The organism is Burkholderia stabilis (genome assembly GCF_001742165.1).
Classification (GTDB): Bacteria; Pseudomonadota; Gammaproteobacteria; order Burkholderiales; family Burkholderiaceae; genus Burkholderia; species Burkholderia stabilis.
Genome location: NZ_CP016443.1, coordinates 1660281 through 1673795 on the forward strand (window position 1 = coordinate 1660281; position 13515 = coordinate 1673795).

Genomic DNA, 13515 nt, shown 5'->3' on the forward strand with positions numbered 1-13515 from the left:
ACGTGCAAGCGCATGCGAACGACCGTCATGCCAGCGACCTCGGCCAGCATTCGATCGTCACGCGCGTGCCGGGCTCGGCATTGCCGATGCGCAACGTGAAGTCGTGCACGTTGACGACCGTCGATACGATGCTCAGGCCGAGCCCGGCTCCCGCGAGATGGCCGGTACGGCGGCTGCGGTAGCGATGCTGCAACACGGCCTCGCGCTCGTTTGCCGCGATACCCGGGCCGTTGTCGACCACGTCGATGCGCGGGCCGGACGGCGTGTCATGAAGCTCCAGGCGCACGGTGTCGCCCGACGTCGTGTACTTCAGCGCGTTGTCGAGCAGGTTGGTGAGCGCCTCGAACAGCAGCGCACGGTCACCGTGAATCGGCGTGACGGGTTCGACGAGCACCACGAAATGGATGGCGCGGCTGTCCGCGAGCGGCTCGAACAGTTGCCCGACGTCCGTGACGAGATCCTCCAGCGCCAGCTCGGCGAATCCGCCGCGCCGCTGCAACGAACCGATTTCGGCAATGCGCAGCATCGCGCGAAACCGGCTGAGCAGCACGTCGGTCTCGTTGCGCGCACGCGCGACGAGGCTCGCCAGCGCGGCATCGTCGAGCCCGTCCGCGCGCTCCGCCGCGTGCGCGAGCAGCGTATGCACGTGCGCGAGCGGCGTACGCAGGTCGTGCGCAATGCCGTCGCAAACGCCCTTCACCTCGTTCATCAGGCGCTCGACTTCCTCGAGCATGTGGTTGACGAGATGCGACAGCAGGTCGATTTCGTCATGCCCGCCGATCGGCAGCCGCTGCCCGAGGTCGCCCTGCGCGATGCGCTGCGTGATACGCCGGACCTCCTTCAGGCGCCGCATCTGCCGAACGCTGAGGATCAGGCCGCCGACCACGCCCGCGCCGAGGCAGAACAGCCCGCCGCCGACCAACGCCTGGATGATCGCCGCGCGAATCCTCAGGATGTGCGTCAGGTCGCGCCCGAGGACCAGCACGTCGCCGTTGGCGCGCCGCTCCGCCATCGTGCGGACGACCGGCGGCACCTGGTCACCGGCGATCGTCATCGTGTGATCGAGCGTCACGCCGTTGCGATCCGGCCGGATGCCGTCGGGCATCGCCAGCACGTCGCCGGCGATATGCTTGCCGTCGGCGGTGAAGAGCCCGTAATAGTTGGTGTGCATGTGCTCGTGCTCGATCCGGTGCTGGATCGCGGCAGGCAACTGGCTGTCCTCGATCGAATCGAAGTAGAGCATCTGCCAGTCGATCACCGTATCGGTTTCGCGCTCCATGTCGTGCGTGATGACCGATGCGATGAAACCGAGCAACAACATGACCGAGACGGAAAACGTCACGGCATAGACCGACACGAGCCGGAACGTGCTGGAGTACCAGCGCCGCTTCGGCGCCGGCTGGACGTGATTCACGGAGGACGTCAAGGTAACGGACTCAGCCAAGAATGTAGCCGGCACCGCGTACCGTCTGGATCATCTGCTTCGCGTCGGGCGGATCGATCTTCTTGCGCAGCCGGCCCATGTGCACTTCGATCAGGTTGGTGCCGGGATCGAAGTGATAACCCCATACGGCCTCGAACAGCATCGTCCGCGTGATGGTCTGCCCGGCGTTGCGCATCATGTATTCGAGGACGCGGTATTCGGTCGGCAACAGCGCGATTTCCTCGCCGTCGCGAAACACCTTGCGCGAGATCAGGTCGAGCTTGAGCGGGCCGACGCTCAGGGTCGTGTCGAACGGCGCCGGCGCGCTCTGGCTCCGGCGCAGCAGCACCTCGAGGCGCGCCGCCATTTCCTCGGGATCGAAAGGTTTGGTCAGGTAATCGTCACCGCCCGCACGCAGGCCGCGAACCCGTTCGTCGACATCGCCGAGCGCGCTCAGCATCAGCACGGGCGTGCGCACGCCGACGCTGCGCATCGTGGTCAGGATCGTGAGGCCGTCGACGACGGGCAACATCCGGTCGAGCGTGATCACGTCGAATTCGTTGCCGAGCGCGCGGGCCATGCCGTCGCGTCCGTTCGCGACCCATTCGACCGTGAAGCCGCGGCCTTTCAGCTCTCTTACTATTTCGTTCGCGGTGATTTCGTCGTCTTCGATCGTGAGTACGTGCGCCATGGCCGCACCATTCTCGGCCGGCTTGTTGGGCAGGGCCGGTTGGTTACCCGGCGAAATTGATGGTGCCATATACGATTCTCGTCTTCAGCGAAGGGCAGTGCACGCTTCGACATCCGACGGCCGATCGCGTTCGGATGGAGACTACACGCGCGTGCGTAAATCGTGCGCGTCGACTTCATGAAGAAAATTTCATATACGGCGATGCCGCGGCGCAGCCATTGCCCGCCGGGGCGGCAGGTGCCCGCGAACGGTCCCGCACTCGAAGCGTTGCGACACGATGCCGCACGGCCCGCTGCCATCAGGCGCGCACGGTTGCGGTCGATCGCCTTCGACCGCTGGAAACGACGCGTGCAATCAACCCTGTTGCGGCGCCCCTTCAGCCTTGTCGACTCGACGGGATGCGACACGATGCGCGGCATCCTCCGCACGATGCAGGCGTTCGACCTTCGTATGCGCGAGCGTCGCATCGGCAATCGCGAGCCCCGTTCCCTGAACCTTCGCGAACACCAGCGCCGGTGAGCACACCAGCGCGACGAGCGCGGCCATCCTGACGATCGTTTTCATTGCATTACCCCGATGCGGGCCGCGCCATGCGCAGCGCCGATTGATCACCGGCTCGACGATACGCATGTGCCGCTAACCATTCGGCAGCACGCACGTGAAGGATTCTTTAACGTCCGGTGCGCGCGGCGACGCGGCCCTCCGGCACGGCGAATCCGCATAAAACTTGTTTCATCTTCGCGCTGCCGTTTCGATACGGCGCGGTGCCTAACCTACGTCCTGCAGTCGACGTTGGCATCCCACCGTACGGCCCGTTCACAACGCTTCCCAGGAGTCGAAGATGAATCACCCCGCCCGTTACCTCGCCTGTGCCGCCCTGCTGGTATTGAGCGTCTCCGCGCACGCTGCGCCGAAGCTCACGTCGGCGCAGTGCAACGACTATCCGTTCGTCCACACGAAAGGCCCGGTCTCCCATCGGCAACTGATCAACGAGCTGAACGAACTGGAGGCGGTGGGTTACAACCCGTCGTCGGGCGACGAGAGCAGTTACCCGGACGATATCGACTCGGCGCAGGCGCGCCTGATGCAGCAGTATCAGAAGGACTGCGCCGGCGCGGCCAATACCGTCGCATCGAACGGCAACTGACACGCTACCGGCAACCGATCTCCGAGTTTGCGCGCGTGCCTGACGGCCGCGCGCTTTTTTTCATGAGCCGGCCGATCACCGTGTGCGGCCATCCGCGGGTTTGTCCTGCACGTAGTGGCCGACCTTGAAATACAGCGAGATGCCGCGCCATGAATCGACTGCATGGTCGAAGGTTCGCGTCGATGCGGCCGAATCGCTTCGGATGTGACTCCGGGAGCCGCTGCACGAAAGCCATGAGAATACCCGCGGTGCTCCCTGGTCGACATCGGACGACGAGAAGATGCGTCCGCAACGCTCCCCGCCTTCAACCCTTCATCCGAGGCGCCACGATCCGCGCAAAAGCCTGCGCGAGCACGGTAGGTTCGATCGGCAACACCAGCGCGCAAACCGACTTCGCATCGTCATCCGAAATCGGCACGAATGCGACACCGTCGACGCCGAGACCGGCCATCCGCCGCGGCACGATCGCGATGCCCTGCCCGGCCGCGACGAGATTCAGCATCGATGTCTTCGGCGACACGATTCTGGCGGCGGTCGGCACGAACCCGCGCTTCAGGCAAAGATCGAGCACGACGCGCGCCAGACCGCCCCGCTCGCGATGCACGGCCGATACGAACGGTTCCCGTTGCAGCCGCGATATCGTCATGCGCTTTCGTCCGGCGAGCGGATGATCGACCGGCAATGCAACGCACAGCCGCTCGGCCGCGAGTTCGACGAAACGCACCCGCGCATCGCGCCGAAGCACCGGCAACCGGACGATGCCGACATCCGCATTGCCGTTCGCGATTTCCGATACCTGTTCCTCCGACGACGCCCGGTCGAGATCGATGCGCGCGCCGGGGCAATCGCGCATGAAGCGGTCGAGATCCGCCATCAGGCTGTTGACGGGAATCGTGCTGGAATGCAGCAGCCGCAGCACGCCCGCTTCGCCGCGCGACAGTTGCACGCCTTCGTCGGCGGCGGCGGTCAGCATCGCCGGAACCGACGCGACGCGATCGCGGTACACGGCCCCGGCCGGCGTGAGCCGCACACCCCTCGGCTCGCGCTCGAACAGCATGAACCCGAGTTCGTCCTCCAGCTGACCGATCTGCCTGCTGAGGGCCGACTGCGCGATGTAGAGCGCGGCCGCGGCCGGCGTGAAGCCGCCGAGATCGGCCACGGTCAGGAAGTACTGGATTTGCCTCAGGGATGGCATGCCGAAACGAGATGGATAAGCGCCGAATTTGATATTTGTCTTATACCGGGGTGCTCCGCAGAATGGAAGTCTTCCGGGCCGAAATCGCGAAATCGCGATGAAAGCCAGCGCCTTCCGGAGCATTCGATGTCAGCGACTACCCTTCTGTCGTACCTTCTCGTCGTTGCCGCCGGCGTCAGCGTCGCGTTGCAGCAAGTGCTCAACGCGAACCTGCGCGCGCAACTGGGTTCACCGTGGTGGGCCGGATCGGTGAGCTATCTCGTCGGCCTGATCGTGATGCTTGCCGTCGCGATGCTCGCGCCGTCGCCGCGCCTCGGCGGCGTGCTCCCGGCGACAGGCTCGTGGTTCAGCTGGACAGGCGGGTTTTTCGGCGCCGTGTTCGTCGGCGTCGCGGTGCTGATGGTGCCGCGGCTCGGCGCGGCGACGACGCTTGCGCTGATCGTCGTCGGGCAGATGGTCGGCGCGCTCGCATTCGATCATTTCGGCCTGTTCGGCGTCCGGCAGCATTCGGCCGGCCTGATCCGCATCGCCGGCGCCGCATGCCTCATCGTCGGCGTCGTGCTCGTGCGCGCGTGACACGCGAAGCGAACGCGTGCCCGGCCGGGCATCGAATCCCGGTCGCGCCGACCGTTCAGCCCGACGCGCGGTGCGGATTGCAGTCCGCCACGTATTCCGCGTGCTCGCCGTTCACGCTCACGACGAGCGTCGCGTGGCAGGTATCGTCCGGCCCGACGCTCAGTTGCATCGTCCCGAGCGGCTTGTCTTCACCGTCGGCGAGCCGCGACTGGCCAGAGCGGGTGAGCGTGACCGAACCTGTCCCGCCGGCCTTCGTCACCAGCAGGCGATAGGACAGATCGAGCGACGCGGCCGCGCGCACATGCGGCACGATGTTCACGCCGCCAGCACTGGCGGCAATGTCGAAATAGGCATTCAGATCGTGAATTCCAACCATGATCGCTCCGTGTCGAACGACGCGCGATCGGCGCACAACGCGATACGCCGGCCGCGCATGAAACAAAAAAAGCCGAACGGGCGACCGTTCGGCTTTCCTCCCGTACCGGCGATGCTCAGTGCTGCTTGATCGTCGCGGTGTTGTTGAAGCCGTTCTGGCTGATGTTCGCGTAGTTGTAGCTGCCTTGCTGCTGCAACGTCGCGTTGTTGTTGTAGCCGATCTGCGTCACGTAACCCTGGTTACCCGTACCGGACACTTGCGACGCGTTGATGATGTTGGACCCGCCGATCTGCACGAGCGCCAGCGTATCGTCCGCACCGAACTGCGTTGCGTTGGCCAGGTTGCCGACATCCCCCGACTGGTTCACCGACAGCGTCGAGTTCGACGCGGACTGCGTCACGTACGCGAAGTTGCTCGCCGAATCCTGCTCGATCGATGCCTTCGAGTTCGACGAACCGGTCTGCAGAATCGTACCGATGTTGTTCGCGGCGGTCTGCGTGATGGTCGCGGTGTTCCCGTAACCGAACTGCTGCGTGATCGCAGCCGTGTTCGACGCGGCCGACTGGTTGATCGTCGCGGCATCGGCGTAATCGAACGACTGGTTCACCGTCGCATTGTTGTTGTCGGCCGTCTGCGTGATCGAGGTCGTATTGCCGATCGCCGCGAACTGGTTCACCGTGGCGGTGTTGCCGCTCACGCCGCCCGACTGCGAAATCGTCGTCGTGTTGCCGCCGCCGAACGACGAATTCACGTTGGCCGTCTCGGTGCCGTTCTGGGTCGTCGTGACCTTGTCGCCGACCTCGACGAGCTGCGTCACGGTCGCGTTGGTCAAGCCGCCCGTTTGCGTGATCGACGTCGTGTTGCCGCCGCCCCAGTTCGTCTGCACGGTCGCCGTGCCGAGCACACCCGTCTGCGTGATGCCGACGTTGTTGCCGATCGTGTCGGCCTGCGTCACGGTCGCGTTGTTGAGCGCCGCGAACTGGCTCGACGAGCCCTGATTGATCGTGACCGTGTTCCAGCCGCCGCCTTGCTGCGAGATCGATGCGCTGTTGCCGAACGCGTACTGGTTGATGGTGTTGGTGTCGTACTGCGCACCGCCCGTGTAGGCCGACACCGTTTCGGTCACGTTCGCCGAGAAGTCGCCGCCGCCGAACTGGTTCACGTAGTTCTTCTCGTTCGAGGTGCCCGTCTGCGTCACGTTCACGCTCGAGTACGGCTGCGCCCAACCGGAGAACTGCTGGATCACGGTCGTATCGCCCGACCCGCCCGTCGTCGACACCGAAGCGACGAACGGATACAGCGGCGGGGAAGCAAACGCGGATTGCGTAATCGACACCGAATCGCCCGTCGTCGCCGTCTGCTCGACGGTCGCCATGTTGTAGTTACCGGTTTGGTTCACGTTCACCGTGTTGCCCGACGAATCGGCATGTGCCGCGGCCGACGCGAACGCCAACACCGCCATTGCGATTGCAGACTTGGTCACCATCATTTTTTGCTCCTGATTCGAAAGAAAATTTGCCGGAAAAGACTGGCCTTTCCCGACACCCCCGCCAGTTGAGGTTGCCCCCACCTTCTACAACACGTCACACCTGCATCAATGCGTCAGCACCGTGGCCCGCGCCCCGTTGCCCGACTGAATCACCTGGATCCCGGTGTTCGAACCGCCCTGCACGAGGTTCACCGAGTTGTTGCTGCCGTTCTGCGTGACGCGCGCCGACAGCGACGTGCCGTTCTGCGTCGCGTCGACCGAATTGCCTGCGCCGTTCTGCTGCACCACCAGCGTGTTGGCCGTGCCGCGCTGGGTCGCGTTCAGCGTGTTGCCGCTGCCGGCCTGCGACGCGACCACCCAGTTCTGCGCGCCGATCTGCCGCGCGACGATCGAATTGCCGTAGCCGGCTTGCCCGAGCAACGCCCCGTTCCTGCCGGCCTGGTCGAGCGATACGGCGTTGCCGCTGCCGACCTGCCGGACCGATACGATGTTGCTGTAGTCGAACGCGGGCTCCGGCGGCCCCAGATCGTCGAAAGGCACCGGCGCACCTGCCGCGGCCTGCGCCGCCGCAGCGAGCGACACCGCTGCCAGCACCCGCCACGCGAGACGCGCGCGCACACGTTGATTACGCTGTCGATTCATCCTGTTTCTCCGCGGCCTGATGCCGGTTAATGACTGGACACGCCCTGGCGATCGACCTTCTGCGGGTCGTACGCCGTATTGGCGTCCTCCATGTCCTGCGCGTACTGCCGGTCTTCCTGCAGATACCGCTGCATCGTCGGGTCATACCAGTCCTGCTCGTTCTTCAGCACCCAGGTCTGGTTCTCGACGCCCTGGACGATCAGGTGCGTCAGCGCCGACTCGATCGCTTCGTTGACGCAGATCTGCGCGGGCTCGTTACGCGTCAGCCCGGCTTCCGCCTGCAGCAGGTCCTTAAATCCGACGAAGCGATAGATGCCGGTATCGACCTGATACGAATAGACGGTCTTGGTGGTCGATACGCTGTTGAGCACCTGGCCGGTCCGGATATCGATCGCGCGCAGGTTGACCGTGACCTGATCGATCCGGTATTGAGTGGACCCGCTGATCCCGAGATAGGCCACGCCGGCGCCGCCGGTGCGCACGTTCGTGTCGTAGCCGACGATGCCGCCCTCGAGGACGATGTTGGCCGGCATGAGCGGCGCCATCCCGTCGTTCTGCGCCTTCTTCGCGTCCGTTCCGTCGACCGCGCGCATGATTTTTCTTTCGGTCAGCAGATCCTGAAGGTTCTCGCGCTCGACCGGCGTGAACCAGCCCGAGTCGCGCATCGCCTTGACGAGGAACGACGCGCCGCCTTGCGTGACCTGCGACGAGAACGAGCTGTCCGGCGATGCCTTGTACTGGCCCGTCAGATCGCGAAAGCCGTACACGGCGGCGACGATCTTCCCCTTCGGCGGCGGCAGGTGGGTCAGGTCGCGCGTGGTACGCGTCGGCGGCGTCAGCGTCGCGTTGCTCGCGGCCGGCATCGGGCGCGTGACGCATCCGACCATCGACAGCACCAGCGCCGCCCCAGTGCGGCGCGCGTGATCCCCGTCGCGCGGCGCGCGGTGTGAGTCATTTTTTTCATGGTCTTCCCGATCGCTTTTTCGATTTATTGGCCGTTGCTCACGATGAACGTGGAGGTCGCCCCCGTCGTCTTGTCCGTCGTCGTCACCTGGAGGTTGCCGTTGCCGGCCTGGCTCACGACGATCGTGAAGTTGCCCGTGCTGATCGTCCCCGGCTTGAGCTCGCCATTGGTGCCGACGATCGAGTTGGTCACCGAGCTGGCCACGCGCGACAGGATCGCCTGCTGCAATTGCGCGTTGAACTGGTCGAGCGACGACTGCGAGCTCAACCCCGATGACGACAGCGAAGGATCGGTGTGCTTGTTCTGCGCGTTGGCTTCGTTCAGGAGGTTCGGGCCATTGGCGGGATTGCCGCCGAAGTTCGGGTTGTTCGGCGTATAGACGAGCGCCGATGCCGACGCAAACGTCGACGCCGACATCATCGCAATCAGTAGGACTAATTTTTTCCTTTTCATATCAAGGCTCTCCTCGTTCCTTCACACCATTCGTTGATTAAATCTCGTCTTTCGCCAGATCGGCATCGGGAAACAGCAGATTCGACAGGTCATCCTGGATGACGGTCTGAAAGGCCAGGTTGGCGGCGCTCTCCGCCACCCCGCGGACGTTCGAGCGTGCGATCGGCAGGAAGGTCTGAAACACGCGCTTCTGCTGAAACTCGACCCAGATCAGGCTGCCGTATCGCCCCGACGGGCGTTCGTGAACGGCGATCACGTAGCGTTCGCTCAACGGAATCTCCGTCCATGCGCGCGAGAAATAGGTATAGAAATCGCGGCCGGCGAGCGTGACGGCGTCGGTGGTGACGGTACCGCCGAGCCGGTCTTCGGGCAGCACCTTGCGGGAAGCAGTTTGGGCAGCGCGCGATGCGGCGCCGGTGGGCGGCTTCGGCGCCACGGTGACGCCCGGATTCGCGGCCGGCGCAGGCGGCTCCATCGCACGCTCGGAATTCAGCAGCGTCGATGGCGGAGCGATGGGATGGCCGACAGGCGCGGCACCCGACGGCGAGAGGTCGATCGTGTCCTGCGCGCGGGCCGTCGCCAATATCGACAGGCACAACAACGCGCATCCTGCAGTCAGCAGGCCTGAACTCGATTTCATTTTCCCCAACCCCCGGTTTGATTTGTACGATCTATGACGCCGGCTTGTGTTTCGTTTTTAACCGGCCTTCGTCGAGCGCGATGCGGCACATGGGTCGTTGAAGGAGCAAGAGGCGTGCCTGGCGAGAATCGATTTACCGCACGTTATTTTCCCGAAAGACAACCATTTCGAATTACAAGATTTTTTTCATGTAAAACGTTTGCGAACCATAAATCGATAATAAGCATTCTTATTTGAACGATCGTTCGCAGCATAACTTCATATCAATATGCTGATTTTTCCTGCGTTTGAAAACCTCGGGGCACGTAACGTAACGTCCCGGCACGGGCACATCCGTAACGACACGGCGTAACGTCGTGTCACGAAAGGATAATCGTCAGACCAAAGCCGGTTCTGCCATCTGGCGCAAGTCCGAACGGCCGGTCAATAAACATCTGTTGATATGATGAATATGTCGCGAGCGTGGCACTTCAAAGCATGCACGGCAAGCAGTGCGAATATAGTTATTTTATTTATTTAAGAGAGCGCTTTAAGTCACGGGGAAATAACGTGAATTTCGCGTCGGCCCGGTTTCGGCGAAGAGCCGCGTACGACAACGCTCACAACCCAAAACGGCTCGTTATTACCGTACAGGAAAGCGCCGATGCGATCACGTGAATCCCTGCCGCGCCCGCGGCTATCAGACGCGGTGCTTCAACCCGACCGTCACCGACGGTTGCCGGTCGTCTGCACGTTGCCTGTATACATAATGCCGGTGCGCGCGTTCCCGACCCGCAGCAACGCCCGCCCGCATTTACGCGTAATTCATCATCACCGACTTGCTTTCCGTGAACTGGTCGATCACCGCGCGGCCCAGCTCCCTGCCGAAGCCCGACTGCTTCATCCCGCCGAACGGCATCGCGTTGTCGAGCATCGAGTGGCAGTTAACCCACACGGTGCCGGCCGCAATGCGCGGAATGAGCTTGTGAATCGCGGAAAGATCGTTCGACCAGATGCTCGCGCCGAGCCCGTAGGGCGTGTCGTTCGCGAGTTGCACGGCCGTATCGACGTCGTCGAACGGCATCGCGACGAGCACCGGCCCGAAGATTTCCTCGCGTACGACCCGCATCGCATGCGTCGTATCGACCAGCACGGTCGGTTCGACGAAGAAGCCCGGCCCGTCGATTGCGCGACCGCCTGCCGCCGCGCGCGCGCCTTCGTCGAATCCCGAGCCGATATAACCGCACACGCGCTCGCGCTGCTTCGCCGACACGAGCGGGCCGATCTGCGTCGACGGGTCCATGCCCGGGCCGATCTTCAGGCTCGCGGCGATCTGCGCGACACGCTCGATCACGCCGTCGAACACCTTTGCATGGATGTACGCGCGCGAGCCGGCCGTACACACCTGCCCCTGGTTGAAGAAGATCGCATTCGCGACGCCGAGCGCGGCCTTGTCGAGATCGACGTCGGGCAGCACGATCACCGGCGACTTGCCGCCGAGTTCGAGCGACATCCGCGTCATGTTGTCGAGCGCGGCATGGCCGATCGTCTTGCCCGTCTGCGTCGAACCGGTGAACGCGATCTTGTCGATGCGCGGATCGCGCGACAGCGCCGCGCCGGCCGTATGACCGTAGCCGGTGACGATGTTGACGACGCCATCCGGGAAGCCGGCTTGCTGGATCAGTTCGCCGAGCCGCAACGCGCTCAGCGGCGTGTCTTCCGCGGGCTTCAGCACGACCGTGCAACCGGTCGCGAGCGCGGGTGCGAGCTTCCATGCGGCCATCAGCAGCGGGAAATTCCATGGAATGATCGCGCCGACCACGCCGACGGGTTCCTTGCGCGTATAGGTGAAGACTTCGCTGTCCGGCAGATACGGCATGCCCGCGTCGATCACGCTGCCTTCGATCTTCGTCGCCCAGCCGGCCATGTAGCGAAAGCACTGCGCGGCCATCGCGACGTCGAGCCCCTGCGCGACCATCACCGGCTTGCCGTTGTCGAGCGATTCGATTTCGGCGAGTTCGCGCGCATTGGCTTCGATCAGGTCGGCAAGCGTCAGCAGCAGGCGCTCGCGGTCGGTCGTCTTCGCCGTGCGCCACGGCCCCGCATCGAATGCGCGTCGCGCGGCGGCGACTGCCTGCTGCACGTCGCGCTCGTCCGCCTCGGGCACGCGCGAAATCACGGTGCCGTCGGCCGGGTTCACGACGTCGAGCAGGCGGCCCGACGCGCCGTCGGTCCACTCCGCGCCGACCAGCATCTTCTTCGGCTTCGCGAGGAACGCGCGTGTTGCATCGAGCAACGGGAAGGTGTCGTTCGTCTCCATGATCTTTTTTCCTTGAATGAGTCGGTCAGTAGCGGTCGGTCACACCGTCGATGCCGCGTTCGTGCAGCGCGCGGACCAAACCAGCGCGCACGGTCGCGACGTCGGAAAAGGCGGGCCGGCGGTGCGCGGCGACTTCGGCCGCCGTATAAGGCTTGAAATCGCGCGGCAGCGCGTCGCGGTTCATCGTCGTGAGCACCCAGTTGAGCACGTCGGCCAGTTCCTGATCCGACAGCGCCGAATTCGATGCGCCGGGCACGCGCATCACGTATTCGCGGCCCGCCGGCAGATGCGTGAAATAACCGAGCGAGTTCGACAGCGGCGGCACCTTGCCGGGAATGCCGCCGCCCGTCGCCGTATGGCAGCCCATGCAATTGAGCACCCAATGCTGCCGCGCAAGCACCGCATCGGCCGCGCTTTCAGCCTGCGCGGGCGACGCGGCCGCGCAGGCGGCAGCGCAGGCCAGCAGCAGCGGCGCCAGGCGAGCGCTCCGCACCACTGCCTTCGCCGGCACGTGCCGGGCGCCCGGCATCGGCTCGCCAGCGCGCGATGCACGGGCGACCTTCACAGGCCCAGCCCCTTGATCACCGTCTCGCGTTGCGCATGAACGGCCGTGCCGTCCATTTCGGTTGCGCGCGCCGCGCGGATATCGGCGGCCGTGAACGGCTTCGCGCCGCCGTGCTTCGCGTTGAGGTCGAACACGACGTAGTTGAGCACGTTCGCGATATCGTCGTCGCTCGCGCTCGCAAACGACGGCATCTTGAAGTTGTAGCTCTTGTCGCGCACCTTGATCTCGCCGAACATCCCGTGCAGCAACGTCGCGACCAGTTGCACGCGGCCCGGCGCAGCAGCGGAGTACTTGCCCGGATACTCGGTCAGCGGCGGCGCCAGGCCGTCCTGCCCCTTGCCGCCCGCCTGGTGACACACCGCGCACTGCGCGTCGAACACGCTCTTGCCGGCCGGGTAATGCACGGCCTGCTGCGCGCCGGCGATGCCCGGCAACGCGATGGCCGCGACCGTCGCGATACAGGCGGCCGCGATCTTGCCTGCTTGCTTCACTTTCATTGCTTTGCCGCTCCGAGCAGAACCGAAACCGAACAGTGGTAATTCGAATTACCGTTCGCCATGCACCAGTTGATGTCGTTGTTCAGCGACAGCTTGTACAGCGGCTTCTCGCGCTCGTTGCGATTGCAGAAGCACTTGCCGCACGACGTCTTGCCGCAGCAGTCGTTGTACGACACGATGTAGTCCGACCCGTCGTGCGGATTCCGGCAGGTGCCGATCCACGTGATCGGCGAAGGCGTCGTGCCCGGCGGGCAACTGCTCGACGTGCCGCCGCAGCAACTGCACAACCAGCCGTCGATCGCGCAGTATTTCCAGTAATCGCAGCTCATCGGATCGTCGCTCGCGCCCGATGCAGCCGCGCCGCCGGAAGCCGCCGACGCGCCCGACGCCGCATCGGCCGCATACGCGGTGCGGTCGACTGGCAGCAGCGGCAGCATCGCCGATCCCACCAGCACCTTGCCGAGCCTGGCCATCGCGCTGCGCCGCGAACTGTGCTGCGCGACGCCGCGCGCCGACCGCTCGAACCATGAATCAAACAGGCCCATGTCGTTGTTCTCC

At 64.4% G+C, this 13515-nt stretch carries 16 protein-coding genes; 2 read left to right on the top strand and 14 right to left on the bottom strand.

Annotated features, from left to right (window positions below; genetic code table 11):
• Positions 1–25 precede the first annotated feature (25 nt).
• The 3 genes from BBJ41_RS25300 to BBJ41_RS25310 form a co-directional block, all read right to left on the bottom strand.
• Positions 26–1357 (bottom strand): HAMP domain-containing sensor histidine kinase, encoded by a 1332-nt coding sequence (locus tag BBJ41_RS25300; RefSeq protein ID WP_236872149.1) that lies wholly within the window; start codon positions 1355–1357, stop codon positions 26–28.
• A gap of 79 nt (positions 1358–1436) precedes the next feature.
• Positions 1437–2114: a response regulator transcription factor gene (locus tag BBJ41_RS25305; protein WP_069748982.1), complete on the bottom strand. Its 678-nt coding sequence runs from the start codon at positions 2112–2114 to the stop codon at positions 1437–1439.
• Between the two features lie 354 nt (positions 2115–2468).
• The gene (locus BBJ41_RS25310; RefSeq protein WP_069750370.1) at positions 2469–2678 is read right to left on the bottom strand and encodes a hypothetical protein; all 210 of its coding nucleotides are present in this window, start codon (positions 2676–2678) and stop codon (positions 2469–2471) included.
• A 277-nt stretch (positions 2679–2955) separates the two neighbouring features.
• Here BBJ41_RS25310 and BBJ41_RS25315 point away from each other — a divergent pair, with 277 nt between their 5' ends.
• A complete protein-coding gene (locus tag BBJ41_RS25315) occupies positions 2956–3261 on the top strand; it encodes a DUF4148 domain-containing protein (RefSeq protein WP_069748983.1) in 306 nt (101 codons plus the stop codon).
• A 304-nt stretch (positions 3262–3565) separates the two neighbouring features.
• Here the strand turns inward: BBJ41_RS25315 and BBJ41_RS25320 are convergent, their stop codons facing one another.
• Positions 3566–4456, bottom strand: coding sequence for a LysR family transcriptional regulator (locus tag BBJ41_RS25320; RefSeq protein WP_069748984.1), 891 nt, complete (start codon positions 4454–4456; stop codon positions 3566–3568).
• 126 nt (positions 4457–4582) lie between these two features.
• On the opposite strand from BBJ41_RS25320, the gene BBJ41_RS25325 reads away from it, so the two are divergent.
• A complete protein-coding gene (locus BBJ41_RS25325; protein WP_069748985.1) occupies positions 4583–5032 on the top strand; it encodes a DMT family transporter in 450 nt (149 codons plus the stop codon).
• 55 nt (positions 5033–5087) lie between these two features.
• Here BBJ41_RS25325 and csgH read toward each other — a convergent pair whose 3' ends face one another.
• The 10 genes from csgH to BBJ41_RS25375 all read right to left on the bottom strand — a co-directional run bounded on the left by csgH (position 5088) and on the right by BBJ41_RS25375 (position 13502).
• Positions 5088–5408 carry a curli-like amyloid fiber formation chaperone CsgH gene (csgH, locus tag BBJ41_RS25330; protein ID WP_069748986.1) on the bottom strand — a complete coding sequence of 107 codons (321 nt, stop codon included), beginning with the start codon at positions 5406–5408 and terminating at the stop codon, positions 5088–5090.
• Positions 5409–5523: 115 nt separating this feature from the next.
• Complete coding sequence (locus BBJ41_RS25335; protein ID WP_083281971.1) at positions 5524–6897, bottom strand: beta strand repeat-containing protein; 1374 nt, start codon at positions 6895–6897, stop codon at positions 5524–5526.
• 105 nt (positions 6898–7002) lie between these two features.
• Entirely contained in the window at positions 7003–7539 is a 537-nt protein-coding gene (locus BBJ41_RS25340) for a hypothetical protein (protein ID WP_156814868.1), read from the bottom strand.
• A gap of 26 nt (positions 7540–7565) precedes the next feature.
• On the bottom strand, positions 7566–8426 hold the full coding sequence (locus tag BBJ41_RS25345; RefSeq protein ID WP_083281972.1) for a CsgG/HfaB family protein: 861 nt from the start codon (positions 8424–8426) through the stop codon (positions 7566–7568).
• Between the two features lie 101 nt (positions 8427–8527).
• On the bottom strand, positions 8528–8956 hold the full coding sequence (locus BBJ41_RS25350; protein ID WP_069748990.1) for a curli assembly protein CsgF: 429 nt from the start codon (positions 8954–8956) through the stop codon (positions 8528–8530).
• Positions 8957–8993: 37 nt separating this feature from the next.
• Positions 8994–9557, bottom strand: a complete 564-nt coding sequence (locus BBJ41_RS25355; RefSeq protein WP_167362219.1) for a CsgE family curli-type amyloid fiber assembly protein — start codon at positions 9555–9557, stop codon at positions 8994–8996.
• Between the two features lie 832 nt (positions 9558–10389).
• Positions 10390–11895 (bottom strand): aldehyde dehydrogenase family protein, encoded by a 1506-nt coding sequence (locus BBJ41_RS25360; RefSeq protein ID WP_069748992.1) that lies wholly within the window; start codon positions 11893–11895, stop codon positions 10390–10392.
• Between the two features lie 25 nt (positions 11896–11920).
• Positions 11921–12424: a c-type cytochrome gene (locus BBJ41_RS25365; RefSeq protein WP_069750371.1), complete on the bottom strand. Its 504-nt coding sequence runs from the start codon at positions 12422–12424 to the stop codon at positions 11921–11923.
• 32 nt (positions 12425–12456) lie between these two features.
• Entirely contained in the window at positions 12457–12957 is a 501-nt protein-coding gene (locus tag BBJ41_RS25370) for a c-type cytochrome (RefSeq protein WP_069748993.1), read from the bottom strand.
• Positions 12954–13502, bottom strand: a complete 549-nt coding sequence (locus tag BBJ41_RS25375; RefSeq protein WP_069748994.1) for a methylamine dehydrogenase light chain — start codon at positions 13500–13502, stop codon at positions 12954–12956. Before BBJ41_RS25375 ends, BBJ41_RS25370 begins: the two co-directional genes overlap by 4 nt.
• Positions 13503–13515: the final 13 nt, after the last annotated feature.

Coding starts and splice junctions, on each gene's coding strand:
- BBJ41_RS25305 (WP_069748982.1), bottom strand. CDS start 2,114: ATGGCGCACGTACTCACGATCGAAGACGACGAAATCACCGCGAACGAA.
- BBJ41_RS25310 (WP_069750370.1), bottom strand. CDS start 2,678: ATGAAAACGATCGTCAGGATGGCCGCGCTCGTCGCGCTGGTGTGCTCA.
- BBJ41_RS25315 (WP_069748983.1), top strand. CDS start 2,956: ATGAATCACCCCGCCCGTTACCTCGCCTGTGCCGCCCTGCTGGTATTG.
- BBJ41_RS25320 (WP_069748984.1), bottom strand. CDS start 4,456: ATGCCATCCCTGAGGCAAATCCAGTACTTCCTGACCGTGGCCGATCTC.
- BBJ41_RS25325 (WP_069748985.1), top strand. CDS start 4,583: ATGTCAGCGACTACCCTTCTGTCGTACCTTCTCGTCGTTGCCGCCGGC.
- csgH (WP_069748986.1), bottom strand. CDS start 5,408: ATGGTTGGAATTCACGATCTGAATGCCTATTTCGACATTGCCGCCAGT.
- BBJ41_RS25335 (WP_083281971.1), bottom strand. CDS start 6,897: ATGATGGTGACCAAGTCTGCAATCGCAATGGCGGTGTTGGCGTTCGCG.
- BBJ41_RS25340 (WP_156814868.1), bottom strand. CDS start 7,539: ATGAATCGACAGCGTAATCAACGTGTGCGCGCGCGTCTCGCGTGGCGG.
- BBJ41_RS25345 (WP_083281972.1), bottom strand. CDS start 8,426: ATGGTCGGATGCGTCACGCGCCCGATGCCGGCCGCGAGCAACGCGACG.
- BBJ41_RS25350 (WP_069748990.1), bottom strand. CDS start 8,956: ATGAAAAGGAAAAAATTAGTCCTACTGATTGCGATGATGTCGGCGTCG.
- BBJ41_RS25360 (WP_069748992.1), bottom strand. CDS start 11,895: ATGGAGACGAACGACACCTTCCCGTTGCTCGATGCAACACGCGCGTTC.
- BBJ41_RS25365 (WP_069750371.1), bottom strand. CDS start 12,424: ATGCCGGGCGCCCGGCACGTGCCGGCGAAGGCAGTGGTGCGGAGCGCT.
- BBJ41_RS25370 (WP_069748993.1), bottom strand. CDS start 12,957: ATGAAAGTGAAGCAAGCAGGCAAGATCGCGGCCGCCTGTATCGCGACG.
- BBJ41_RS25375 (WP_069748994.1), bottom strand. CDS start 13,502: ATGGGCCTGTTTGATTCATGGTTCGAGCGGTCGGCGCGCGGCGTCGCG.